This window comes from Moritella sp. 24 (genome assembly GCF_018219155.1).
Lineage (GTDB): Bacteria > Pseudomonadota > Gammaproteobacteria > Enterobacterales > Moritellaceae > Moritella.
Genome location: NZ_CP056123.1, coordinates 3,184,066 through 3,208,557 on the forward strand (window position 1 = coordinate 3,184,066; position 24,492 = coordinate 3,208,557).

Genomic DNA, 24,492 nt, shown 5'->3' on the forward strand with positions numbered 1-24,492 from the left:
AATCACTTCAATTTATACATCTTGTTTACGTAATAACAAATAGATAAAGAAGGGCGCACCAAGGCTTGCTGTAATCGCGCCTACGGGAAGCTCTGCCGTCGCGAACATACTACGTGCGATTAAATCTGCAAGTAATAAAAAACTAGCACCTAATAATGCGGATGCAGGTATAAGAAAACGTAACTGGCTCGTCACCAGTATTCTTAAAATATGTGGAATAACTAAACCGATAAAACTAATCACGCCCGCCATTGATACAGATATCCCCGTCAGTACCGCCACGCATAAAATAAGTTGGATGCGTAACTTAGGGACATCGATACCAGATTGAAATGCCCCCTGCTCACCAAACTGTAATAAATTTAACGCATCAATACGGCGCATGATCCACAGAAAGCTCAAACCTAAAGGCAGGATCGCGATATAGATAAGATCTGATCCATAAGCTAAATTACCCATCATCCAATACAGCATTTGTCGCATGCTGCTGTCATCAGAAAAATACAATAACCACGTCATGATCGCACCAGAGAAGATCCCGATCGCAACACCAAGCAATAAGATCTTTGTCGTAGGCAAGTTATTCTTCGTCACTTGATACAGTAGGAATGTAACTAAACTCGCCCCCGTAAAAGCAGACAATGGCAAAATATAATGCTGAAATCCGATCCATTCTGGAAAAAGAGTATCAAGTAATACAATCGATAAGACAGCAAACAAACTGGCAAACGATGAGATACCAATCACCCCTGGTTCAGCTAACGAGTTCGCTAATAAAACTTGTAAAATACAGCCCGCAACCGCGAGTGCTGCGCCAACTAAAATAGCCGTAATAATACGAGGAAAACGTAAATCAAATAGTACTTGCTGTTGTAGAGGCGTTAAGCCATTAAGGAAGTCATCAATACCAATACTAAAGTTACCTGACGCAAGAGAAATGAAAATAACGGCAACAAGGCAAATCGATAAAAATAGCAGAGTAGTTCGACTTTTTTGTGCACTAGCACGCTGTAATTTAAGCAGGTCGATCATAATTTAAGAGGAGGAATATTAAGGAAAAATAGACAAGGTATCTGCAATAACGTCAGCAACAAGCTTAAACATATTTTAGACACCCTGTCGAAAGGCTGCGAATTAGATTGATTTACTTACTGCATCAATCAGCGCATGGGTATAGCCCATTTCAGCCATTAGTTGTGTAACAATGTTACGTTTACGACCTGTATTGGTATTAGTGATAACCCAATACGGCGTATTTTCAATTTGACGCGGTTTTGTTGTACTGCCAGCACTCAGTAATTCACTTTCCGATTTTGCAAAGTAAATACGTTTACGGCCTTTAATATCTGTCGCGCTATCAAACTCTTTCGGGCTTTCTGCATAAAGTACAGATAAGATCTGTATAAACTTAGTAACCGAAACAGTTGTTTCTTTAAATTTCTTACTTTTAATAAGCTTATCGATACTGGCAGGCAATGTAGAATGGCTAACAACCTCTGGTTCTACAGCAACAGGTGCTGCAACAGGGGCTGGCTCTACTACTGCCGGTGATTTAGTTACCGTTTGCTTAGTCTCACTGTTGATGTTCTCTACAGGCTGTTGCAATACTTCAACGTTTGTTAAATCTGCACAGGCACTATCGGGTACTTCAAGTAAGCGACGTAAAATATCTGATGCACTTTCGCCAATATCTTTCGTTTGACTAGCAATATAACGATATAGGTCGTCTTCAAGCTCAATCGTCTTCATATTTAACTAGTAAATCCTTGCTTATAAATTTGGTTTAATTATACCTTGTGAATAGATTTCTCTCTATGCTTATAGAAAAAATATTACCTCTGTGATGCATTTATCAACGATTCATACACGACAATGACGTAATTATTGCGGTAGAATCAGCCACAATAACGGAGAGATATATGTTACTTAATCACAAAATATACGGTCAGGGTGATCCTGTTATCGTGATCCATGGCTTATTTGGCAGTGCCACTAACTTAGGCATGCTAATAAAACAATTAAAAACGGATCACCAAGTGATCGCCGTTGATGTTCGAAATCATGGATCTTCTATGCGCCATAATAGTATGCATTATGATGATATGGCAAATGATATTATTCAGCTAATGGATCATTTAACGATCCACGCCGCTCATCTTATCGGTCATTCAATGGGTGGGAAGATCGCAATGCGCGCTGCAATTAACTTTCCAGCACGAGTGAAAAGCTTAGCCGTGGCAGATATTGCCCCAGTTAATTACCCCCCTCGTCACGATAATGTATTTACTGGATTAAAAAATATCCCACTTAACGATATAACCACGCGTAGTCAGGCACAAGCTAAGCTCGCAGAATACGTGGAAGACCCCGGTGTACAGCAATTTTTGCTTAAAGGGCTATATAAAAACGAGCAAGGTAAATTTGATTTTCACTATGATTTAAATACGATCATTGCAGAGTATGATGCGATATCTGACTGGCCAGAAGTAAATAAACAGTATGATAAACCAGTACTATTTATTAAAGGCATGAATTCAGACTACATAACAAATGAGCATAAATCAGCCATCGCCAAGTATTTCCCATCAGCGAAAGCAAAATTAGTGCAAGGTGCTGGACACTGGCTACATGCCGAAAAACCTGCGATATTTAACAAAATAATAGTCGACTTTTTATTTAGTCATTAGCCACATTGTGATATATTTGCACATTCGTACTTTAGGTGAATATTGATATGTTGTATGAATACATCGACTTAATTGAAACTGTCGGCATTAAGTTATTCTTTGTTGCACTGTTTTTCTTAATCGGAATGGCAATTCAAGATGTGCTGAAAAAAGGTAACGTACCTCAGTTTGGGCGTGTTGCTGTTTGGTTTGTACTTTGTTTCGGTATGGCCGGTTTTGTTTTTAAAGAAGTATTGATCGCAGTCTGGGAAACCCAGATTTAATTACTCAACATATTAACTGCAATGGCGAATATAACGTGGCAAAGGAAAGTTTCGATAGAACGACGATTGACCTTTTTGCTGAAGAGAAGCGTGCTGGCAGACCCAAAACCAACCCGCTCTCACGTAAAGAGCAGTTGAAACAAAATAAACGAAATCAATTAAGCCGAGATAAGGCTAATGGATTAAAACGTATTGAATTAAAGGTCGAACAAGACCTATTTGATATGTTAAATATGAAAGCAAAAAGTGCTAATATGACGCGCAGTGAATATATACAAGCATTACTGCAAACTCATGTAGCAAAATAAGTTTAAATTAAAACTATTAGGATAATTTAAGAATGGCTAGCGTAGGCTTATTTTTTGGTAGTGACACTGGTAACACTGAAGTAGTTGCTAAAATGATCCAGAAACAACTGGGTAAACAACTTGTTGATGTTAAAGATATTGCAAAATCAACAACAGCAGATATTAACGAGTTCAGCCTATTAATTTTAGGTATTCCAACTTGGTATTATGGCGAATCTCAATGTGATTGGGATGATTTCATGCCTTCACTAGAAGAAATTGATTTTTCTGACAAGCTAGTTGCAATCTTCGGTTGTGGTGACCAAGAAGATTACGCTGAGTACTTCCTTGACGCAATGGGCACGTTACGTGACGTTGTAGAAGCTAAAGGTGGTACATTAATCGGTGAATGGTCAACTGAAGGTTACGATTACGAAGCATCAAAAGCACTGACAGATGATAACCATTTTGTTGGTCTAGGTATCGATGAAGATCGCCAACCAGAACTAACAGCAGAGCGTGTTGAAGCTTGGGTTAAACAAATCCACAGCGAAATGTGTCTTGCAGAACTAGAAGACTAGTCTTTTAGTTTATACAGTAAAAGGTAAATAGCGTTCTTATCACGTTATTTACCTTTTACTCTTTTCTATCCCCCTTTCTAAAATATCCTCTATCTAAATCGTTCCAGCTAAATATCTACCTCTATTTTTCCAGGCATATCCAGCATTCCCTATTTATACGACAAACAACGCCAACTAGCCCAAGTTAATATCTCTATTTGTGAATTTAAATCCCGCTTTAACAAATATGAGGTTTATTGTTTTTGCGTCTCGTCATATAATGATAAAGAATATAAAGAAAAAATACTCTTCTCTATTTAAAAATGAGTACGTTATGACTGATAGAAAAACCGCATTAAAAAAAGCTGGGTTAAAAATAACTCTGCCAAGAATTAAAATTTTAGAATTATTACAACTCCCTAGCAGTCAACATGTCAGCGCTGAAGAATTATATAAGCAATTACTAAGTAAAGGCGAAGAAATAGGGCTAGCAACGGTATACCGAGTGCTTAACCAATTTGATGATGCAGGTATCGTTACCCGTCACTATTTTGAAGGTGGTAAATCTGTTTTTGAATTGGCAACTCAAAATCACCATGACCATCTAGTGTGCCTTGACTGTGGCCACGTAATTGAATTCCATGATGACTTGATCGAAGATCGTCAACGTGAAATTGCAGCAGAAAATAGCATGTCATTACAAGCCCACAGCTTATACCTGTATGGTCGTTCACTCGATGGTAAATGTGAACACTAATTATCATGTACTAAACTGTAGATAAACAAAAAGGAGCCAATAGCTCCTTTTTTTATACCTATGATTCGGTTAAATAAAGCCAAGTGATAAACAACCACTTGGCTTTAATAACTAACACATAATACTAATTAGCCGCGTAAAGACACTGTACGGTTAAATATAAGCTTATCTGCTGTTGAATCTTTATCTGCACAGAAGTAACCTTCACGTTCAAACTGGTATGCACTTGCAGCTTGTGCAGCAACAAGACCCGGTTCAACTTTAGCTGTTTTGATAACAACTAATGATTCTTCATTCAGTGCTTCTTCTAATGTTTCAACACTTGCAGGATCTTCTATTTTAAATAGACGATCATAAACACGTACTTCTGCATCAACAGAATCGGTAGCTGACACCCAGTGAATAACACCTTTTGCTTTACGACCATCACTTGGGTTTTTGCCCAGTGTTTCATCGTCGTAAGTACAGTGAATTTCAGTGATGTTACCTTCGTCATCTTTTACAACGTCGTCGGCTCTAACGATATATGCATTACGTAAGCGTACTTCTTTACCTAATACTAAACGTTTGTATTTCTTGTTCGCTTCTTCACGGAAATCCGCGCGATCAATAAATAGTTCACGGCCAAATGGCAGAGTACGGTTACCCATTTCTAATTTAGGGTGAGCAGGCGCAATTAATTGCTCTGTTTGATCTTCAGGGTAATTAGTAATCACTAATTTAATCGGATCAAGTACAGCCATTGCACGTGGTGCAGCATTTTCTAAATCTTCACGGATACACGCTTCTAGCATACCCATTTCGATTGTATTAATTTGTTTCGTCACACCAATACGTTTGCAGAATTCACGAATTGACGCAGCAGTATAACCACGACGACGTAAACCAGCAATTGTTGGCATACGTGGGTCATCCCAACCACTTACATGGTTTTCTGTCACTAATGCATTAAGCTTACGCTTAGACATCATCGTATATTCAATATTTAAACGTGAGAATTCGTATTGACGCGGACGACAATCAATTGAGATATTATCTAATACCCAATCATAAACTCGACGGTTATCTTGGAATTCTAATGTACAGATAGAGTGTGAGATACCTTCTATCGCATCAGAAATACAATGCGTAAAATCGTACATTGGGTAAATGCACCATTTATCACCAGTTTGGTGATGATGAGCACGCTTAATACGGTAAATAACCGGATCACGCATACACATGAACGATGAACTCATGTCAATTTTAGCACGTAAACAACATTCACCATCAGCAAAGCCAGCATCACGCATTTTGTTAAATAGCGCTAAGTTTTCTTCGATACTAGTTTCACGGAATGGGCTGTTCTTACCTGGCTTGTTAAGCGTACCACGGTACTCACGTGTTTCTTCTGCATTTAAGAAGCAAACGTACGCTTTACCCGCTTGGATAAGCTCGACTGCATATTCGAATAATTTATCGAAATAATTTGATGAGTAACGAACCTCTCCATCCCAGTTGAAGCCTAACCATTTTACGTCTTCTTGAATTGCGTGAACGTAATCAATGTCTTCTTTTTCTGGGTTTGTATCATCAAAACGTAGATTACACTGTCCCTGGTAATCGTCAGCAATACCAAAATTCAAACAAATAGATTTGGCATGACCAATGTGCAAAAAGCCATTCGGCTCCGGCGGAAAACGCGTGTGCACATTAGTGTGTTTGCCGGAATTTAAATCTTCATCAATAATCTGACGAATAAAGTTCGTTGGGCGTACTTCGGCCTGACTCATTCCTTACCTCAAACAGTAAATTTTTAATAAAATAGTGAGCAATGATCTAACAAAATGACGCCAGACACAACAACTAAATGCGAATGCAAGCTAGTTAGCCTTGTTCAATAGCAATTAGCCTCAGCCTAAACACAATCCCTATCACAACACTGCTTAAAACATCATCAACGGAAAGGGGACTACCTAGACTCAAGGCAACTTAATAATAGTGGAGAGTACAATGCATAAACGATTAACATTATCTGGTTTTACACTGATTGAATTACTAACAACCCTATCCGTCATGAGTATTTTGGTTGGTATGGCAATACCAAACTACCAACAAAGCATATTAACGACACACCGCGATCAGGCTAAAATGAAATTAACAACAATCAGTTTATTACAAACGGATCATTTTAGTCGGCATCAGACGTACCTTGAATTAAAGAATTTAGCGATCGACCTCAGTAGCAGCACATACCAATACAGCATTGATATTACCGATAATAATCAATATAAAATAACAGCAACATCCATAGGTAATCAGCGTAATGATGAGGACTGTAAGGAGATGAGCTTAAATCATAATTTAGCGCAGCTGCCCACACTCTGCTGGTAATATTGCAGGGGTAATAGGAAGATATAAAAAAGAGTGATAGAGAATAGCCTCATTAAGGTGAGACTATTTTCTATTAGGCTTGATATTAAGCTTCAGGCTTATTTTTAATTTCAGCGTTAGCGATACTCATTTCAGCCGTTTTATTAATCAAATTAATCAATAATATTGAGCGTTCCAATCCATCTTTGCATTGGTAAATGGCCTCAATACCTTTAAACGCACCGTCTTGAATAACCACCTTATCACCGTGGTTAAATAAGCTCGTCTCATTCGGCGCTTTATCACGTAACAATTGCTTGGATTTTAGCTCTGTAATTAATGACGTAGGTACTTTCGTGTAATTAGCGCCACATTTAACAAAGTCGATTACACCACGCGTAGAGCGAATACTATTAAAATTAGCGGTTTGAGCATCTATTTCAACAAATAAATAGTTGGGAAATATCACCACATCAACACACGTTAATTTTTTGCGGACAACTTTTTCCACCTTCATCGTCGGGAAGAAACTATCAATACCTTGATTTTTAAGGTTAGTCAATGCTCTAACCTCTTCCTTACCCTTGCAATAGAGTAAGTACCAACCTCTTTGATTTTCCATCATTGTTGCTTTGATTATCCTAATCATGATCTCACTTTTAATTCTACTTCATAATAAATGAAATTAAAGTCGAAATTTAAATTAATCATAAACGCATATATATCAACCATAAAGAACCATAAAAGCAACATATAAACAACAAATGATTGGCAAATGTAGAACAAAAACTCAGTTTATGGTGATTCAGCTCTTAGAATTGAAATTTGCGCTTGTTACACACTTCCAAAAGGGATATAAAAGAATGAATACACTGATAACAGATAAATTATCAGCATAAAAATACAAATATAAAAAACAAATACAAAAATACAAAACAGGCGATATTATGAATCCTAATAATTCAGATACTTTTATGGGGCACCCAAAGGGCTTATTCCTTTTGTTTAGTACAGAAATGATGGAACGCTTCAGCTATTATGGCATGCGTGCGATCCTCGTTCTTTTTCTTGTTTCAGTTACTCAAGATCAGCAAGCTGCTGCATTATTAACCGATCCTAACTACCAAGCAGGTATTCCAGGCTTAGGTTGGACTCAAGCAGATGCTCTTTCTCTCTACGGTACATACACAGGTTTAGTTTATATCACACCACTTATTGGTGGTTGGTTAGCTGACAACTTCTTAGGACAACGTAAAAGTGTCTTAATTGGTGGTGTGCTAATGGCACTTGGGCAATTAATCTTATTCGTACCTGAAAGTATTTTACCTTTAAGCAGTACTGCTAGCCTTTACTTAGGCCTTGCATTCCTTATTGCTGGTAATGGTATGTTCAAACCAAACATTTCAACTATGGTTGGTGATCTATATGAAGATGGTGATAACCGTCGTGACGGCGCGTTCACTATCTTCTATATGGGTATTAACATTGGTGCTTTCCTATCAGGTATTATGGTTGGTGCTGTTGTTGTTTATACTGGCGATTACAAATTCGGCTTCTTAATGTCTGCAATCGCAATGGTATTAAGTGTTGTATTACAAAAATTATTCGCTAATAAATACCTTGGTAATGTCGGTATTGAAGCTGCAGCTAAAAAAGAACGTGCTGCGAATAAAGGTAAGAAACCAACGCTAACAGCGATTGAAGTTGACCGTATTAAAGTTATCTTAATTTTAGGCTTATTTGTTATCATTTTCTGGGCTGGTTTTGAACAAGCCGGTGGTCTAATGAACCTTTACGCCAATGATTATACAGACCGTATGATTGGTGATTTTGAAGTACCAGTTGCATGGTTCCAATCGCTTAACCCATTCTTCATTATTACCTTTGCACCAATCGTGAGTATGATTTGGGTTAAAATGGGTCCTAAAGAACCAACATCACCAGTTAAATTTGCAATGGCACTATTGATGCTCGCAATTGGTTTTGTGTTCATGATCTTCGCAACACTAGAACAAGGTGGCGACTTAACTGTTAAAACAAGCATGTACTGGTTAATTGGCGCGTACTTCTTCCATACAATGGGTGAATTATGTCTTTCTCCAATTGGTCTATCTATGATTACTAAATTAGCACCGCTACGTTTAGCATCATTAATGATGGGTGCTTGGTTTGGCTTTAACGCGATTGCAAATAAAGTTGCTGGTATGATTGGCGCACAAATTGGTGAAGCGGGTCCAATGGCTATCTTTGGTGGTATCGCTATCGCCGCTGTTATTTCTTCTCTAATCTTATTTGCATCAGCACGCAAACTGATTTACTGGATGCATGGTGCAGAAGGTCAAGTTATTGAGAAAGATGAAACATCAAATCAAAAGCCAGTAATAGCAAACGCTTAATACTGATAAATTGATTTAAAGAAATGTAAAAACAGCCTCATCACGAGGCTGTTTTTTTATATCTATAGTTTTCATGGTAAACTGATCTAAATCATTAGCCGTGAGCCAAAAACTATATGAAACAATTTAATGAATTTATTCCCCTGATCGTCTTTTTCGCTATGTATAAAATGTACGATATTTACGCCGCTACAGCAGGGTTAATCGTAGTAACAGCATGCACACTGATTTTTAGCTGGTTCAAATACCGTAAAGTTGAAAAAATGCAATTAATCACCTTCGCGATGGTAACCATATTTGGTGGTATTACGCTATTCACTCAGGATTCTAGTTTCATTAAATGGAAAGTAACGGTTATTTACTGCTTATTTTCAATTGTCTTATTGGTTAGCCAGTATTCCTTCAAGCAGAACTTACTTAAAAAAATGCTGGGCAAAGAGATGGTTTTACCTGAATTTGTCTGGTCTCGCGTAAACACTGCGTGGGCAATATTCTTTCTCGCGCTTGCTGGTTTAAACCATTACATCGCATTTAACATGTCTGAAGAGGTGTGGGTTGATTTTAAAGTCTTTGGTGTTCTTGGTATTATGCTGGTATTCACCATATTGACAGTTGCGTACCTATATCGCTACATGCCTAAAGAAAACAGCGAAAATAAATAATTCTAAATAATATCTAAGTACTGTATTTGATTTAATCATTAATCAAATGCAGTACTTCTCTTCTCATATTACCCGCCTCTGTGTCCTACTACTTTTCTCATACTACGAATTTGAGCCCCGATATGATTCTATATAGCGGTATGTGATATCTCGCACAACTGGGCTATTCCCCATAACAAAACTAACCCTGAGCACTACAGTTTGATTCTGAATAGATCATAAATCATCATTATGAAAGGAATATCAATGCTGAAGAAAATCGCTCGAATGGCTCTCTACGTGACTATAGCTACACCTTTACTAATCCCCTCACTCGCTAATGCAGAACAATCCCCATCATTAACTGAGATTAATGTAACCCCAATAGCCACATCTACAACAGCTTTTGATTTGAGTCATTCATCAATATCACGAGATTCATTATTAATACCACTCAATATCAATACCGCCAGTAAATTAGAACTCACGGCATTATCAGGTATTGGAGAACAAAAAGCGTTACGCATCATAGAATGGCGAGAACGTCATGGTGAATTTAAAAGCACTGCAGAGTTAAGCAAAATAAAGGGGATCGGCAAAGCAACTGTCGCAAGACTAGCTAGCTCAATTACGGCCACTGAACAATAGCCACAGCTCAACTTGCAGGAATAAAAAAAGCCTGAAGAAAATCTTCAGGCTTTAATATCAAAGCAATCGCTTAAAGGCTCTCGCCCCTACACTAAATCGTGACAAATTATTAATTTGATACGTTAAAGTTCAGCATACGCTCTAATGGAATAAGGGCTTTAACTCGCACGTCTTCATCAACAAAAACTTCATGACCTTCATCATTAACCAATGAATCTTCAATCGATTTAAGGCCGTTCATTCCCATCCAAGGGCACATTGCACAGCTACGACAACTTGCGCCATTACCACCTGTTGGGGCTGCGATCATTTCTTTGCCAGGACACGCTTGCTGCATCTTAAAGAAAATACCTTTATCAGTCGCTACAATGAGCTTCTGCTGTGGTAATTCTTTCGCTGCTTTAATCAGTTGGCTTGTTGAACCAACGGCATCAGCAAGATCAATCACTTCAGCAGGTGATTCAGGGTGAACAAGAATCGCTGCATCAGGGTTTTCATCTTTCAAACGTTTTAGTGCTGACGCTTTAAATTCATCATGTACGATGCAAGCACCCTGCCAACGAACCATTTTAGCGCCAGTTTGCTTTTCAATCCACGCACCTAAATGACGATCTGGACCCCAGATTAATTTTTTTCCTTCGCTGTCTAGATGATCAACCACATCTAACGCAATACTTGACGTTACAATCCAATCAGCACGTGCTTTAACGGCTGCTGATGTATTCGCGTAAACGACAACAGTATGCTCTGGGTGTGCATCACAGAACTCAGAGAACTCTTCAACAGGACAACCAAGATCTAATGAACACGTTGCATCTAACGCTGGCATGATAATGCGTTTAGTTGGTGCTAGAATCTTTGCTGTTTCGCCCATAAAGCGAACACCAGCAATGATTAACGTTTTAGCTGGGTGATTGTTCCCAAAGCGAGCCATTTCTAAAGAGTCAGCAACACAGCCGCCAGTCTCTTCTGCAAGTGCTTGGATCTCAGGATCTGTATAATAGTGTGCAATTAATACTGCATCTTTTTCTTTTAAAAGCTGTTTGATACGAGCTTTATATTCCAGTTTTTCTTCTGCCGATAACGGAACTGGTTTTTGTGGGAATGGGTATTCCATTTCTACTACATTGGGAATCATAGCTAATTACTCAGTGCTCAAAAAATATAACTTCGCGTATTATACATGGCATTGTCATGAAAACGTAATTTAGCGTGAACTTTTTTCAGCACAAACAAAAAAGCCTCGCTAATAGCGAGGCTTTTTTGTTTTATTCTTGATTCTACTTTCATTCGTAAAAATGAGTGTAGTAAAAGTGGTGGGCTGTGAAGGATTTGAACCTTCGACCAATTGATTAAAAGTCAACTGCTCTACCAACTGAGCTAACAGCCCTTTACTTTTATTGTTTCTTTTACAAGAAACTTTGTTGTGTATGTCTTATGACATGATCACCACAATAATAGTGGTGGGTCCTACTGGGCTTGAACCAGTGACCCTCGCCTTGTAAGGGCGATGCTCTCCCAACTGAGCTAAGGACCCACATTATTTTTTAGCGATAGTTGTGTCTATCGTTTTAACTGGTTGCGGGAGCCGGATTTGAACCAACGACCTTCGGGTTATGAGCCCGACGAGCTACCAAACTGCTCCATCCCGCGACAATTCTGTATAATATAAAGTCCATATTACTTATAAAAAGTAAAGTGGTGGGCTGTGAAGGATTTGAACCTTCGACCAATTGATTAAAAGTCAACTGCTCTACCAACTGAGCTAACAGCCCTTTACTTTATTGTTTCTTTTACAAGAAACTTTGTTGTGTATGCCTTATGACATAATCACCACAATAATAGTGGTGGGTCCTACTGGGCTTGAACCAGTGACCCTCGCCTTGTAAGGGCGATGCTCTCCCAACTGAGCTAAGGACCCACATTATTTTTTAGCGATAGTTGTGTCTATCGTTTTAACTGGTTGCGGGAGCCGGATTTGAACCAACGACCTTCGGGTTATGAGCCCGACGAGCTACCAAACTGCTCCATCCCGCGACAATTCTGTATAATATAAAGTCCATATTACTTATAAAAAGTAAAGTGGTGGGCTGTGAAGGATTTGAACCTTCGACCAATTGATTAAAAGTCAACTGCTCTACCAACTGAGCTAACAGCCCTTTACTTTATTGTTTCTTTTACAAGAAACTTTGTTGTGTATGCCTTATGACATAATCACCACAATAATAGTGGTGGGTCCTACTGGGCTTGAACCAGTGACCCTCGCCTTGTAAGGGCGATGCTCTCCCAACTGAGCTAAGGACCCACATTATTTTTTAGCGATAGTTGTGTCTATCGTTTTAACTGGTTGCGGGAGCCGGATTTGAACCAACGACCTTCGGGTTATGAGCCCGACGAGCTACCAAACTGCTCCATCCCGCGACAATTCTGTATAATATAAAGTCCATATTACTTATAAAAAGTAAAGTGGTGGGCTGTGAAGGATTTGAACCTTCGACCAATTGATTAAAAGTCAACTGCTCTACCAACTGAGCTAACAGCCCTTTACTTTATTGTTTCTTTTACAAGAAACTTTGTTGTGTATGCCTTATGACATAATCACCACAATAATAGTGGTGGGTCCTACTGGGCTTGAACCAGTGACCCTCGCCTTGTAAGGGCGATGCTCTCCCAACTGAGCTAAGGACCCACATTATTTTTTAGCGATAGTTGTGTCTATCGTTTTAACTGGTTGCGGGAGCCGGATTTGAACCAACGACCTTCGGGTTATGAGCCCGACGAGCTACCAAACTGCTCCATCCCGCGACAATTCTGTGTCTTACGTTACGTAAGTAATAAAGAAAGTGGTGGGCTGTGAAGGATTTGAACCTTCGACCAATTGATTAAAAGTCAACTGCTCTACCAACTGAGCTAACAGCCCCAAATTCTTTCTTTATTATAAAGTCTCGTTATTTATCTTAATAAGATATAACCAAACTTAATAATTTGTGGTGGGTCCTACTGGGCTTGAACCAGTGACCCTCGCCTTGTAAGGGCGATGCTCTCCCAACTGAGCTAAGGACCCACAAATTGCGCCACTAAATGGCTATAGATTTGTTGGTTGCGGGAGCCGGATTTGAACCAACGACCTTCGGGTTATGAGCCCGACGAGCTACCAAACTGCTCCATCCCGCGACAATCTATAATCAAGAAAACTATCTAAACAACGATGTTGTTGCGACAACCCCTCTCGATGGCGGCTATAATACTTTTTTCAGAAAACTCTGCAAGTAAAATCTGCTCGAAATCACAATTCAATGATAAAACTCTGAATTCCGTTCAGTTTAACGCCAATAAGATGGCAAATAATACAAGCAGATAGAATTGCAAAATTTATCTGCTTCAAATTATTACTTCAGTGTCGCTAATTCCTGTTTCGCAAGTTTCGCAACTGCATCATTAGGGTAATCTTTAATCACTAAGTTAAAATAACGCTTAGCTTCACTCGTTGAACCAGCTAACTTCGCTAATTGGCCCAGTTTCTGTAAAGAATCTGCACGCTTATTGGATTTAGGGTATTTCGTCACAATTTTTTCGAATTCAGCTTTTGCTTCATCGTTCTTATTGTCTTTACGTAAAAGTAGCCCTAGCCAGTAATGTGCATTCGCAGCAAGTTCAGATTCTGGATAAGTAGAAATGAAACTCTGCAGCGCAGGAATAGCTTCGTCATACTTACGCTCATTTTTGATCAGTTTGATCGCGTAATTATAAGAATCTTTACCTGTTAAATTGACGGGTTGATTTGTCGCACTCAGAATATTTTGATCTGCTACAACAGGAACGACAGGTTTAGCAACAAGCGTTGTACGTATACGCTCAATATCATTGAGAATATCACGTTGGCGTTTGGTGATTTTAGTTTGCTCTAGATTGCTTTCTTCAATTGCACCCTGCAAATTCATCAATTCAATCGATAATTGATCAAGTCTTTGCTGTGTTTCCAATTGTGCTCTAGTGCGGGCTTTTAAGATGTTCTCTATGCGGGTTAGGCGTTGCTCAACAGAGCGTTTAGGTTTGCTCGTAACAACCTGCTCAGTACTATCATTAACATCAAGAACTGTAGCAGGTGCCGCGTGCCCGAATCCACTATAAAGAACGGCCATCATAATGGCCGCTTTCGTATTAATTCGATTCAAGGTGACTAATCCTTAGTAAACTAGCACTGCGCGTCGGTTTTTAGAGAATGCTGCGTCAGTATGAGAAGTATCAACTGGTTTCTCTTCGCCATAACTTACTGTTGAAATTTGGCTTGAAGACACACCTAGATTGTTTAGGTATTTAACAACTGCATCAGCACGGCGTTCGCCTAGTGCGATGTTATAACCTGGTGTACCACGTTCATCCGCATGGCCTTCAATTAATACTTTAACCGCTGGGTTATCGATTAAGAAGTTAGCGTGATCTTGTAATAGTTCGCCATATTCAGCTGTAACAGCTTGCTGATCAAAACCAAAGTAAACTACGTGACGTTTACGTAATTCATCAATCACTTGTTTTTTAACTTCTTCAGCAGTTAAGTTTTCAACTGGATCAATACTTACGTCAGTATCACTACCAACAACAACATTTGAACCAGATTCAGCATTCGCTGTTGAATCATTTAGTGTTTGTTGTGCAGAGCTTTCAACTGCATCATTTGCAGTTTTATCAGTTGTTGAGCTACATGCAGCCAATGTCAGCATTGGTAACGCAATCACTAAACTTTTTAAGATTTTATTTAGTTGCATTTTCATTTTCCTATCAATAATTAATTCTTTTTAGATGTCAAGAAAGGTGACCAAGCTGGTGCTTTTACTTCTCCATCACTTGCTGGTAAAACCGCTTTAAAACGTCCATCCATTGAGACTAGCGACAATACCTGTTTTCCCTTAACAACCGTGCTGTAAATCACCATACTGCCGTTTGGCGCAATACTTGGTGACTTATCAAGACGACCGTTAGTCAGTTTTTGAACATATCCATCTGACAAATCCTGCTTAGTTATACTATACTTGCCTTTTTGCAAACTGACCATCACTAAATTCTTGCCATCAGGAGTAATTGAAGAATTTAAGTTTGCGTTCCCCTCAAAGGTAAGTCGTTTAATTTTCTTACTTTCTAAATTAATTTGGTAAATCTGTGGGCGACCGCCACGTTCCGATGTGAATACAATCGACTTACCATCTGGCGTCCACGTAGCTTCCGTGTCAATACCGCGATTTTTAGTCAGTCTTTCTAACCCTTTTGTCTTTAAATCATAAACGTAGACATCAGCTTGGCCCGACTTAGAGAGTATCATCGCGAGTTTTGTGCCATCCGGTGAAAATACCGGTAAAATATTGCTACCTTTGTATGGTTCAATCAGCTCTCGTTTTTGAGTAACAAGATCATAAATCCAGATTTCATGTTTTTTATCTTCCATGCTCATGTACGCTAACTTTTTACCTGTCGGATCCCATGATGGAGACATAACAGGCTCAGTTGAGCGGAACAATACATGCTGATTCATGCCATCATAATCAGAAATTAATAATTTAAATGGATATTTATCATCATAGTTAATAGACACATAAGCAATACGAGTTAAGAAAGCACCACGTGTACCCGTTAGATTTTCAAAAATATAATCACTTAAGCGATGCGAAATATGACGAGGACGACGTGTCGAAAAGTTACCTTTTAAATTAAGTTTAATATGGTCGGTATTTTTCACTAACTGCTCATCAATCTTTTGCGGTGTTTGATTTTTAAATCCAGACAACACATTAATTAACTGAAAGTGAATTTGTAAACGGCCATTACTTAACGGCTTTATCGTACCAATGACAATCGCTTCAACACCCGTTTCTTTCCAGGCAGCATAATCAACCGCACTTTCTGTTGCAGGTGTTTGCGGCATCAAATTACGTTCTAACGGTGAGAAACGACCACTATTACGTAGATCATCAGCAATAATACTGGCAAAGTCCGTCATATCCTTTGGTTGAGGCTGTGCACCTAACCACTTAAACGGTACCACAGCAACAGGTCTAGCGCTGTTTGTACCTTCTGTGATCACAATTTCTAATGCTGCATACGCGATTTGAATCTGCATGAAACATAAAATAAAAAAAGATAAAAATCGTTTAGTCATTCTCATATTAAATCTCTGGTCTAAAAATCAAATTAATATTTTTAAGTTTGCTGGCAACATCTGGATCCGCAGACATAGGTAACGAACCCGCTTTATTTACGGCATTAACACCGGCTCTACAAACAACGTTATCACCTTTACCACTCGTAACACTTAACACCAACCCAGAGTTAGATAAACGAATATTAAGCGCACATGATTTACCTTTCATCGCATCACTTGTTAACATATTTCGTTGAATTGAGCTTTGAATTCGTGCGGTGTACTTGTCTACTTCACTCAATACCTCTTGCTGACGTACAGCATCAAGTTGTTGAATTTCACTATCAAGTTCAGACGCAAATTCAGCTTCAATCTGGGCTTGCATTAACTTCTCTTGTCTATCTCGTTCTATTTTAGCTAAACGTTGACGTTCTTTTTCTGCAGCTTTACGTTTCTGCTCTGCAACACGTTTCTTTTCAGCCTCTTGACGTTTACGCTCCTGCTCAGCCTTCAGCTTGGCTTCTTCTGCCTTTTTACGCTTCTTCTCTGCAGCAACTTCAGCCTGACGCTTACGCTCTTTCTCTTCAGCTACAAGGCGTTTTTTCTCCGCCGCTGCGGCTGCTTGCTCTGATTTTTTACGCTCTAACTCTTTTTTAGCACGTTGCTGTTCGGCTTTTTTCGTTTCAGCTTCCGCTTTTTTACGTTCTTCTACTTTTTTCAAGCGTTGTTGCTCTGCTTTAACCGCCGCAGCTTCCGCTAATTTACGCTCAACTTCCTTTTCTGCTCGTTTAGTTTCAGCGCGTTTTGCCGCTTGTTCTGCTTTTAACTGTTGGTTTTTAGCTTTTACAATTGCAGCTTCTTTCTGTCGACGCTCTTCATTCAACTTTTTAATGCGATCTTCCGCTTGCTGTAAACGCTGTTGTTCTTTTCTACGTTTATCTTGTTCTGTACGTTTAATACGTTCAGCGTGCTGTTTAACCGCTTGCTCATTCACGACCACGGCCTGAATCGCTTGCGCTTTTGGTTTTGGCTGTGGTTTTAATGGTGTAGATGTGGCGCTAAGGCCTAACACTATAAGCAGTACAGCATGTAGCCCTACTGAAACAATAACTGCAACCGAGTACTTAGACTGATTATCCTTCATCTTTATATATACCCTACTATAACCCTACTCTTTACTCTACAGGGTCAGTCATTAGACCAACAGAGGGAGCGCCAGCTTGCTGTAAAACAACCATTAAACGAATAACTTGTTCATAAGCAACAGACCCATCCCCTTTAACTACAACAGGTGTGTCCGGTTGTAATTTCAAGTGTGCAGCAACCAAAGTAGCTAAATCATCTGGAGACATAGGTGACTTATCACCATCGCCCACATCAAGATAATACAGACCGTCTTTATCAACAGAAGCAACAATTGGCGGCTTACTGTCTTCTGATAATGCTTCAGCTTGTGCTTGAGGTAAATCAACAAGCACACCTTGAGTAACTAATGGTGCTGTCACCATAAAGATAATAAGTAGTACCAACATCACATCGATGTAAGGTACGACATTAATTTCCGCAACAGGTCGTCTACGTTTGCGTTGATAAGGCTGCATCGCTTAGTCCTGCGTTCGTTTAGCCAATGTTTGGCGATGTAAAATACTTGAGAACTCTTCCATGAAGTTAGCGTAATTATTTTCTATTCTCATGACAGTATTAGAGAATCGGTTATAAGCTATAACAGCAGGAATAGCGGCAAATAAGCCCATTGCGGTTGCAATCAACGCTTCTGCAATACCCGGTGCAACCATCGCAAGAGTGGCTTGTTGTACAGCACCTAACGCAATAAATGAACTCATGATACCCCATACAGTCCCGAATAGACCGATATAAGGACTAATAGAACCTATGGTCGCCAAGTTATTTAAATTAACTTCAAGATCATCAACTTCACGAGATAAAGCCACTCGCATCGCACGATGACTGCCATCCATGATCGCATCTGTATTCTCTTGGTTTGCATTATGAATACGTACATATTCTCTAAAGCCAGAGTGGAAAATTAATTCCATTCCTTGAATATTATTCTTTCGGGCTTCACTTTCTTTATATAATTTTGATAAGTCGATACCAGACCAAAATCTATCTTCAAATCGCTTTGACGCTTCACTTGCTTGCGTTAAAACTTTTGAACGATGAAAAATCATAGCCCATGATGCTACGGACATGGAAAGCAATAATAGCATTACCGCTTTAACCAATAGGCTAGCTTCCCAAAAAAGACCAAAAAATGAAATGTCAGCAGGTTCCACTGGTAAGTTTCCTTATAATTTCTGTCGGCATCGCACAAGGTTTCTTATGTGATAATTGAATGCACGCCACTTTAACTGTTAATTCTGATAACAACTTACCATTTTCATGATAAATACTCTGAGAAAAGACCAGAGATGCGCGTTTTAGTTCCTTGATATGTGATTTTATAATTAATAAATCGTCAAGGTATGCGGAATAACGATAATCTATATCTATTTTGCGAACCACAAATGCAATGTCACTCTGTAATAGTTGCGCTTGCGAAAAGCCCTTATTACGTAACATTTCGGTTCTTGCGCGTTCAGCGTAATTTAAATAATTACTGTGATAAACCACGCCACCAGCATCAGTATCTTCAAAATAAACTCGCACATTGAATTCATTTTGTACTATTTCATTTTGCATTATTCTCAAGTCCACATTTCTAACACTACAGGCCTAACTTATAACGCTACAATCGCGTTGTTTTACGTTATAAGTTTATTAATATACCTGACAAAAATTAGATATGAAATTGATTTAATGTGAAGAATACGTTTCTACACTTACTTTTCTGGGTAATCGAAGCCTAAATGCAGATAAGCACGCGGTGTTGCAATACGTCCACGCGGTGTACGTTGTAAAAAACCTTGTTGAATAAGGTAAGGTTCAAGTACATCTTCAATCGTTTCACGCTCTTCACCAATTGCAGCTGCCACGTTATCTAAACCAACAGGGCCACCAGAGAAGGTATCAACAATCGCAATTAACAGTTTACGATCCATGTAATCAAAACCACAGGTATCAACATCAAGCATGCTGAGTGCAGCTGATGAGATCTCGGCATCGATATCGCCATCGTGTTTAACTTCCGCGTAATCACGTACACGGCGTAACAAGCGGTTAGCAATACGTGGTGTTCCACGTGAGCGTCTCGCTATTTCTAACGCACCAGCACTGTCCATGTTCAATTCTAAACAATTTGCCGAACGTAAAACGATATCTTGTAGATCTTCAACTTTATAAAACTCAAGGCGCTGAACAATACCAAAGCGGTCACGCAATGGCGATGTTAATGAACCTGCACGTGTCGTTGCACCGATAAGTGTGAAAGGCGGTAAATCAAGCTTGATAGAACGTGCAGACGGGCCTTCACCAATCATGATATCTAATTGATAATCTTCCATTGCTGGATATAGTATTTCTTCAATTGATGGATTAAGACGGTGGATCTCATCAATAAATAATACGTCATGGGGTTCAAGATTCGTTAACAACGCAGCTAAATCGCCTGCTTTCTCTAATACCGGCCCAGATGTGGTTTTAATGCTCACACCCATCTCGTTCGCCACAATATTTGCTAATGTGGTTTTACCTAATCCGGGTGGACCAAAAATTAATAAATGATCCAATGCATCATCACGACGTTTACTGGCTTCAATAAAAATTTCCATTTGATCACGTACGTGATCTTGACCTTGGTAATCCGATAACATCTTAGGTCGGATTGCACGGTCTATGACTTCTTCTTCGCGGATAACACCGCCAGAAATTAATCGATCAGCTTCAATCACTAAAGTAACTTCCTAAATTAATTCTGTAAGGTAGCGCGTAATGCAAGACGAATGATATCTTCACAACTCATGCTTGGTTGTGCAACTTGTTTAATCATCTTCGCAACTTGAGCTGGTTTATAACCAAGTCCAACCAAGGCATCTTCAGCTTCTTCAATCGCATTTGACGACGTATTGCCATAACCTTGTAATTGCGCTTTATCTGCTTCTGGTGTAAATAAATCTTGAGTAACCCAGTTTTTCAGACGATCACGCATTTCCACCAATAAACGTTCCGCAGTCTTTTTACCCACACCAGGTAACTTAACCAAACTGTTAATATCATCATGTTCAACACAGTGTGCAAACTGATTGGCTGTCATGCCAGACAAAATAGCGAGCGCTAACTTAGGACCAACACCGTTTACTTTAATTAATTCACGGAACATCAAACGTTCCATTTTATTATTAAAACCGTAAAGTAATTGCGCATCTTCTCGAACAACAAAGTGGGTGTAAACAATCACTTCTGAATCGACATCGCCCAATTCATAAAAACAGCTCATCGGTAATTGAACTTCATAACCGACACCGTTTACTTCAAGTAAAATCTCTGGTGGTTGCTTTTCTAATAAGGTGCCACGTAAACGTCCAATCACAATTATTTCCAACATTTTTTAAAACGAATATAATGTTCAGTAGCATAATAAAATACTGGTTAAATATCCAGATCATTTTATTTTGCTATCACGACACCACACGATTAATTAAAGCGACCACGTGCAGTGCCCTTCACTTTACCAGCCATGTTTATTAAGGTGCGTAAGCTCTGAGCGTGACATAAAGCAACCGCTAATCCATCCGCAGCATCTGCTTGTGGTGTACCCGCTAGTTTAAGCAGATTAACGACCATTTGCTGAACTTGCTCTTTATCCGCCCCACCATTACCAACAACAGCTTGTTTAATCTGCCTAGCGGTATACTCACCCACTTCTAAATCAGCTGATACAGCTGCAACAATTGCAGCACCACGGGCTTGACCCAATTTTAATGCTGACGCGGCATTCTTACCCATAAATACATCTTCAATCGCAAATTTATCAGGTTGAAATTGAATAATAATTTCACTTACCCCTGCATGAATTTGTTTTAACCGCTCAGGTAACGAGTCACCCGATGTACGGATACAACCACTGCCTAGATACTGAAATTTGCCCTGTACATGCCGGATCACACCGTATCCAGTGATTCGAGAACCCGGATCAATACCAAGAATAATGCTCATCTTTATCATCTTTAAAAGTCATGTTTATAATTACAGTATACCTGTCCCATCCTTTGAAACCCAAAGGCTAAATGATTATGACTAATCAATTGAGATAACGCATATAAATTAAACAATAAAAATACGATGCTATAACGTGCTGCCAGTTCTATTTTGTAAAGAAGTGTATTTCAAATCGTTTGGCGATATTGATACATTGTGAATAAATGTTAGCTTGTTATAATGCGCGTTTTTACAGCATACCTTGTGGGGCTAAAATGAAAAGAGTCGTATTATATACGCAAAAGAAGTGTCCAAATTGTGATACGGCAAAGCGCTACTTAGATGAGAAGAAAATCCCTTACCGCTTATGCAGCGTGAATGAACCACGCGGCAGTAAAGAACTCGCTTCAATTGGTGGCCGTGGTGTACCAACACTCAAGATAGGCGATCAAGTACTACGTGGTTTTTCAATCAAATCATTTGAAAGCATGTATCGCAGTTAAATCCCCTGTACGAATAGGCTGTTAGTGCCCTTGTCATTAACAGCAGCATTTAATCATTACTATATGGATATGAATCATGAAAAACCGTTTTGCTCAGATAGGTCTTATCATTACTTTATTGTTTTCAACGTTTGTAAATAGCGCAGAAATAGACAGTATCGACCTTAAAGTCACCATGAAACAAATGAGATTAGCGTATACTCAAGCAATGAAAACCACATCTGCGGATGAGTTTAACGTGCGTATTGATGAAATGAGTAAAATGCTTGCCGTTGCACAAAGCTATAACTTTTCACCAGATCGCGCAGAGATGTCAAATCAAGGTTTAAATAAAGTTGAGTCTGTGCTTAATAGCATTCAAAAAGTGGATGTAACTGAAGCCAACTTAGACCTTGCTAAAAGTAAGTTGGAGCAAGTTGATAGCTTAAGAAAAGAATACCACAAGAAAAGTAAGCCTAGCGTTTGGCAACTGATTTTTGGTTAATTAACGCTTAAGTCTTCGCGAATAAACAATGAAATATCGGTGATGAATATTTACCGTCATATGAATAAAATTAGGAACAGACTGCATGTCAAAGACTCTCGATGAGAACCAAATAGCAACAATTCAAGCTTACGATGAAGAGAAGCGCCTTAGCTATTTATTAAAAGAAGTAACAAGCGAACGTAAAATCTGGATCTTAACGGATGAACACGGTTGTGTAATGCTAAATAACGATGACGAAGATTGTGTGCCAGTATGGCCTAACGCAGAGTTTGCACAAGCTTGGGCAACAGGCGAATGGAAAGATTGTAAAACAGAATCGATTTCATTAGCTAAATGGCAAAGCCGTTGGACATCAGGTTTAATGGATGACGACTTAGCTATCGTTGTTTTCCCAAATCTTGATGACGAAGGTCTTATTATGTTCCCAGACGAATTTGATATGGCACTACAGAAACAAGCAAAGAAAAACCGCTAGAACGCAGTAACGCTATCGTATAAAGCATGTCGCGGTGAATTACCTAGGCATGCCTCTTATCACACCGCCTACTTTAATGCCGCACCTTAAAACCAATCTCGTCCTCTCATAATATGCCCCTCCATATCGCTAAGTTAAATTAATGTTATTTTATTTGTCATGAATCTAAGGTATGGTTTGATATTCACGAGCAACCGGCCTAACGATATGATTTCAAACAAACTAAGATTATTCACTCTCTTTATATGTTTCTCATTACTTTCTGGCTGCTCTATTGTTCGATGGCAGATAGATAGCGCTGAAGAACACCTTAAATCAGTGGGTTTTGAGCAGCATAGTCTTGCCCTAGAAGAAGGTGGCACGCTGAGTTATTGGCGTGGTGGTAAAGGTCAACCTCTACTGCTTATCCACGGTTTTGGCGGTAATGCAGTCACTACGTGGAAAAATGAAATGTTTGAGCTAAGTAAAAACTATCAAGTCATTGCACCTGATCTTACTTGGTTTGGTGACTCATTCAGTGCGGGTGAAGCGAATCTAACAACACAAACACAAGCTATCTGGCAGCTAATCGATGACCTGCAACTCGATAACGTCAATATTGCCAGTATCTCTTATGGTGGCTTTATCACTTTCAACATGCTGAACAATAACCTCCAAGATGAGCGAATTAATAAAGCCATTATTATCGCCAGTCCTGGGCCTTATTTTAGTGATGATGATCTTGCCGCATTAAACCAACGTTTTTCTGTTGATAGTCCTGAAGATTTTTTTGTTCCGAAGAATAGTGATGAATTACGCCGTTTATTTGATGGCATACTCGTTGCGCCTAAAATGATGCCTGATTTTATTGCAGACCAAATCTATCAAAATTACTTTTCTGCGTGGCACAAACAAAAAATTGCTATGATCCAATCACTGCAAGACGACCGAGACGCCTTACTAGAAATACCCATAACGCCAACCCCAACACTGCTGATCTGGGGAGAAAAAGATCGCATCTTTCCCGTCGAAAATGGCATTTACCTGAGTAAAAAAATACAAGCTCCACTGGTTGTAATACCAAATACCGGCCACGGGGTAACAAATGAACAGCCCGATATGGTTGTGCATTTAATTAAAACCTTTATTGAAAGTGAAACGCTATAATCACTGCGCTAACATCACTTTATGACGCGTGATTTATGTACAATACTGTGGTTATAGTTG

The 24,492-nt window shown here is 39.1% G+C and carries 28 protein-coding genes and 15 tRNA genes; 13 read left to right on the top strand and 30 right to left on the bottom strand.

Annotated features, from left to right (window positions below):
- Positions 1-12: 12 nt before the first annotated feature.
- On the bottom strand, positions 13-1,032 hold the full coding sequence (gene btuC, locus HWV00_RS14085) for a vitamin B12 ABC transporter permease BtuC (protein ID WP_211682253.1): 1,020 nt from the start codon (positions 1,030-1,032) through the stop codon (positions 13-15).
- 102 nt (positions 1,033-1,134) lie between these two features.
- Positions 1,135-1,749, bottom strand: coding sequence for a replication initiation negative regulator SeqA (gene seqA / locus HWV00_RS14090; RefSeq protein WP_211682255.1), 615 nt, complete (start codon positions 1,747-1,749; stop codon positions 1,135-1,137).
- Between the two features lie 170 nt (positions 1,750-1,919).
- On the opposite strand from seqA, the gene HWV00_RS14095 reads away from it, so the two are divergent.
- The 5 genes from HWV00_RS14095 to fur all read left to right on the top strand — a co-directional run bounded on the left by HWV00_RS14095 (position 1,920) and on the right by fur (position 4,554).
- Positions 1,920-2,687, top strand: coding sequence for an alpha/beta fold hydrolase (locus tag HWV00_RS14095; protein WP_211682257.1), 768 nt, complete (start codon positions 1,920-1,922; stop codon positions 2,685-2,687).
- A gap of 47 nt (positions 2,688-2,734) precedes the next feature.
- Positions 2,735-2,950: a DUF2788 domain-containing protein gene (locus HWV00_RS14100; protein WP_211682259.1), complete on the top strand. Its 216-nt coding sequence runs from the start codon at positions 2,735-2,737 to the stop codon at positions 2,948-2,950.
- Positions 2,951-2,985: 35 nt separating this feature from the next.
- A complete protein-coding gene (gene ybfE / locus HWV00_RS14105) occupies positions 2,986-3,258 on the top strand; it encodes a LexA regulated protein (protein ID WP_211682261.1) in 273 nt (90 codons plus the stop codon).
- A gap of 32 nt (positions 3,259-3,290) precedes the next feature.
- Positions 3,291-3,818 (top strand): flavodoxin FldA, encoded by a 528-nt coding sequence (fldA, locus tag HWV00_RS14110; protein WP_211682263.1) that lies wholly within the window; start codon positions 3,291-3,293, stop codon positions 3,816-3,818.
- 313 nt (positions 3,819-4,131) lie between these two features.
- Positions 4,132-4,554, top strand: a complete 423-nt coding sequence (gene fur, locus HWV00_RS14115; RefSeq protein ID WP_211682265.1) for a ferric iron uptake transcriptional regulator — start codon at positions 4,132-4,134, stop codon at positions 4,552-4,554.
- A 128-nt stretch (positions 4,555-4,682) separates the two neighbouring features.
- Here fur and glnS read toward each other — a convergent pair whose 3' ends face one another.
- The gene (gene glnS / locus HWV00_RS14120) at positions 4,683-6,326 is read right to left on the bottom strand and encodes a glutamine--tRNA ligase (protein WP_211682267.1); all 1,644 of its coding nucleotides are present in this window, start codon (positions 6,324-6,326) and stop codon (positions 4,683-4,685) included.
- Positions 6,327-6,546: 220 nt separating this feature from the next.
- On the opposite strand from glnS, the gene HWV00_RS14125 reads away from it, so the two are divergent.
- Entirely contained in the window at positions 6,547-6,927 is a 381-nt protein-coding gene (locus HWV00_RS14125; protein WP_211682270.1) for a type IV pilin protein, read from the top strand.
- An 85-nt stretch (positions 6,928-7,012) separates the two neighbouring features.
- Here the strand turns inward: HWV00_RS14125 and rfaH are convergent, their stop codons facing one another.
- On the bottom strand, positions 7,013-7,555 hold the full coding sequence (rfaH, locus tag HWV00_RS14130) for a transcription/translation regulatory transformer protein RfaH (protein WP_255554575.1): 543 nt from the start codon (positions 7,553-7,555) through the stop codon (positions 7,013-7,015).
- Positions 7,556-7,853: 298 nt separating this feature from the next.
- Here rfaH and HWV00_RS14135 point away from each other — a divergent pair, with 298 nt between their 5' ends.
- The 3 genes from HWV00_RS14135 (at position 7,854) to HWV00_RS14145 (ending at position 10,591) form a co-directional block, all read left to right on the top strand.
- The gene (locus HWV00_RS14135) at positions 7,854-9,302 is read left to right on the top strand and encodes a peptide MFS transporter (RefSeq protein WP_211682272.1); all 1,449 of its coding nucleotides are present in this window, start codon (positions 7,854-7,856) and stop codon (positions 9,300-9,302) included.
- A 116-nt stretch (positions 9,303-9,418) separates the two neighbouring features.
- Positions 9,419-9,964 (top strand): septation protein A, encoded by a 546-nt coding sequence (locus HWV00_RS14140; RefSeq protein ID WP_211682274.1) that lies wholly within the window; start codon positions 9,419-9,421, stop codon positions 9,962-9,964.
- A 246-nt stretch (positions 9,965-10,210) separates the two neighbouring features.
- Positions 10,211-10,591 (top strand): helix-hairpin-helix domain-containing protein, encoded by a 381-nt coding sequence (locus HWV00_RS14145; protein WP_211682277.1) that lies wholly within the window; start codon positions 10,211-10,213, stop codon positions 10,589-10,591.
- A gap of 109 nt (positions 10,592-10,700) precedes the next feature.
- Here the strand turns inward: HWV00_RS14145 and nadA are convergent, their stop codons facing one another.
- The 26 genes from nadA to ruvC form a co-directional block, all read right to left on the bottom strand.
- Positions 10,701-11,708: a quinolinate synthase NadA gene (nadA, locus tag HWV00_RS14150; RefSeq protein WP_211686589.1), complete on the bottom strand. Its 1,008-nt coding sequence runs from the start codon at positions 11,706-11,708 to the stop codon at positions 10,701-10,703.
- A 197-nt stretch (positions 11,709-11,905) separates the two neighbouring features.
- Positions 11,906-11,981: transfer RNA gene (locus HWV00_RS14155), tRNA-Lys, on the bottom strand.
- A gap of 71 nt (positions 11,982-12,052) precedes the next feature.
- Positions 12,053-12,128: transfer RNA gene (locus HWV00_RS14160), tRNA-Val, on the bottom strand.
- Between the two features lie 39 nt (positions 12,129-12,167).
- A tRNA-Met gene (locus HWV00_RS14165) sits at positions 12,168-12,244 on the bottom strand.
- Positions 12,245-12,290: 46 nt separating this feature from the next.
- A tRNA-Lys gene (locus tag HWV00_RS14170) sits at positions 12,291-12,366 on the bottom strand.
- 70 nt (positions 12,367-12,436) lie between these two features.
- Positions 12,437-12,512: transfer RNA gene (locus HWV00_RS14175), tRNA-Val, on the bottom strand.
- 39 nt (positions 12,513-12,551) lie between these two features.
- A tRNA-Met gene (locus HWV00_RS14180) sits at positions 12,552-12,628 on the bottom strand.
- 46 nt (positions 12,629-12,674) lie between these two features.
- Positions 12,675-12,750: transfer RNA gene (locus HWV00_RS14185), tRNA-Lys, on the bottom strand.
- 70 nt (positions 12,751-12,820) lie between these two features.
- A tRNA-Val gene (locus HWV00_RS14190) sits at positions 12,821-12,896 on the bottom strand.
- A 39-nt stretch (positions 12,897-12,935) separates the two neighbouring features.
- A tRNA-Met gene (locus HWV00_RS14195) sits at positions 12,936-13,012 on the bottom strand.
- A 46-nt stretch (positions 13,013-13,058) separates the two neighbouring features.
- Positions 13,059-13,134: transfer RNA gene (locus HWV00_RS14200), tRNA-Lys, on the bottom strand.
- A 70-nt stretch (positions 13,135-13,204) separates the two neighbouring features.
- A tRNA-Val gene (locus HWV00_RS14205) sits at positions 13,205-13,280 on the bottom strand.
- 39 nt (positions 13,281-13,319) lie between these two features.
- Positions 13,320-13,396 (bottom strand) — tRNA-Met (locus HWV00_RS14210).
- Between the two features lie 39 nt (positions 13,397-13,435).
- A tRNA-Lys gene (locus HWV00_RS14215) sits at positions 13,436-13,511 on the bottom strand.
- Positions 13,512-13,579: 68 nt separating this feature from the next.
- Positions 13,580-13,655 (bottom strand) — tRNA-Val (locus tag HWV00_RS14220).
- A 33-nt stretch (positions 13,656-13,688) separates the two neighbouring features.
- Positions 13,689-13,765, bottom strand: a tRNA-Met gene (locus HWV00_RS14225).
- Between the two features lie 215 nt (positions 13,766-13,980).
- Positions 13,981-14,766: a tol-pal system protein YbgF gene (gene ybgF / locus HWV00_RS14230; protein WP_255554576.1), complete on the bottom strand. Its 786-nt coding sequence runs from the start codon at positions 14,764-14,766 to the stop codon at positions 13,981-13,983.
- Between the two features lie 12 nt (positions 14,767-14,778).
- Positions 14,779-15,357 (bottom strand): peptidoglycan-associated lipoprotein Pal, encoded by a 579-nt coding sequence (pal, locus tag HWV00_RS14235; protein ID WP_211682279.1) that lies wholly within the window; start codon positions 15,355-15,357, stop codon positions 14,779-14,781.
- A 20-nt stretch (positions 15,358-15,377) separates the two neighbouring features.
- Complete coding sequence (gene tolB / locus HWV00_RS14240) at positions 15,378-16,748, bottom strand: Tol-Pal system beta propeller repeat protein TolB (protein ID WP_211682281.1); 1,371 nt, start codon at positions 16,746-16,748, stop codon at positions 15,378-15,380.
- A gap of 1 nt (position 16,749) precedes the next feature.
- Positions 16,750-17,868, bottom strand: coding sequence for a cell envelope integrity protein TolA (gene tolA / locus HWV00_RS14245; RefSeq protein WP_211682283.1), 1,119 nt, complete (start codon positions 17,866-17,868; stop codon positions 16,750-16,752).
- A 31-nt stretch (positions 17,869-17,899) separates the two neighbouring features.
- Positions 17,900-18,325, bottom strand: coding sequence for a protein TolR (gene tolR / locus HWV00_RS14250; RefSeq protein WP_211682285.1), 426 nt, complete (start codon positions 18,323-18,325; stop codon positions 17,900-17,902).
- 3 nt (positions 18,326-18,328) lie between these two features.
- Positions 18,329-19,021 (bottom strand): protein TolQ, encoded by a 693-nt coding sequence (gene tolQ, locus HWV00_RS14255; protein ID WP_211682287.1) that lies wholly within the window; start codon positions 19,019-19,021, stop codon positions 18,329-18,331.
- On the bottom strand, positions 19,008-19,427 hold the full coding sequence (gene ybgC, locus HWV00_RS14260) for a tol-pal system-associated acyl-CoA thioesterase (RefSeq protein WP_211682289.1): 420 nt from the start codon (positions 19,425-19,427) through the stop codon (positions 19,008-19,010). The genes tolQ and ybgC overlap by 14 nt, the downstream gene beginning before the upstream one ends.
- A 140-nt stretch (positions 19,428-19,567) precedes the next feature.
- Positions 19,568-20,575, bottom strand: a complete 1,008-nt coding sequence (ruvB, locus tag HWV00_RS14265; RefSeq protein WP_211682291.1) for a Holliday junction branch migration DNA helicase RuvB — start codon at positions 20,573-20,575, stop codon at positions 19,568-19,570.
- A gap of 17 nt (positions 20,576-20,592) precedes the next feature.
- Positions 20,593-21,213, bottom strand: a complete 621-nt coding sequence (gene ruvA, locus HWV00_RS14270) for a Holliday junction branch migration protein RuvA (protein ID WP_211682293.1) — start codon at positions 21,211-21,213, stop codon at positions 20,593-20,595.
- Positions 21,214-21,317: 104 nt separating this feature from the next.
- The gene (gene ruvC / locus HWV00_RS14275) at positions 21,318-21,839 is read right to left on the bottom strand and encodes a crossover junction endodeoxyribonuclease RuvC (protein WP_211682295.1); all 522 of its coding nucleotides are present in this window, start codon (positions 21,837-21,839) and stop codon (positions 21,318-21,320) included.
- Positions 21,840-22,096: 257 nt separating this feature from the next.
- Here ruvC and HWV00_RS14280 point away from each other — a divergent pair, with 257 nt between their 5' ends.
- The 4 genes from HWV00_RS14280 (at position 22,097) to HWV00_RS14295 (ending at position 24,432) form a co-directional block, all read left to right on the top strand.
- Complete coding sequence (locus HWV00_RS14280; RefSeq protein ID WP_211682297.1) at positions 22,097-22,324, top strand: glutaredoxin family protein; 228 nt, start codon at positions 22,097-22,099, stop codon at positions 22,322-22,324.
- A gap of 76 nt (positions 22,325-22,400) precedes the next feature.
- On the top strand, positions 22,401-22,808 hold the full coding sequence (locus HWV00_RS14285; RefSeq protein ID WP_211682299.1) for a cytochrome b562: 408 nt from the start codon (positions 22,401-22,403) through the stop codon (positions 22,806-22,808).
- A gap of 85 nt (positions 22,809-22,893) precedes the next feature.
- On the top strand, positions 22,894-23,286 hold the full coding sequence (locus HWV00_RS14290; protein ID WP_211682301.1) for a DUF2750 domain-containing protein: 393 nt from the start codon (positions 22,894-22,896) through the stop codon (positions 23,284-23,286).
- Between the two features lie 207 nt (positions 23,287-23,493).
- Entirely contained in the window at positions 23,494-24,432 is a 939-nt protein-coding gene (locus tag HWV00_RS14295) for an alpha/beta fold hydrolase (protein WP_211682303.1), read from the top strand.
- The last annotated feature ends 60 nt before the right edge of the window (positions 24,433-24,492 follow it).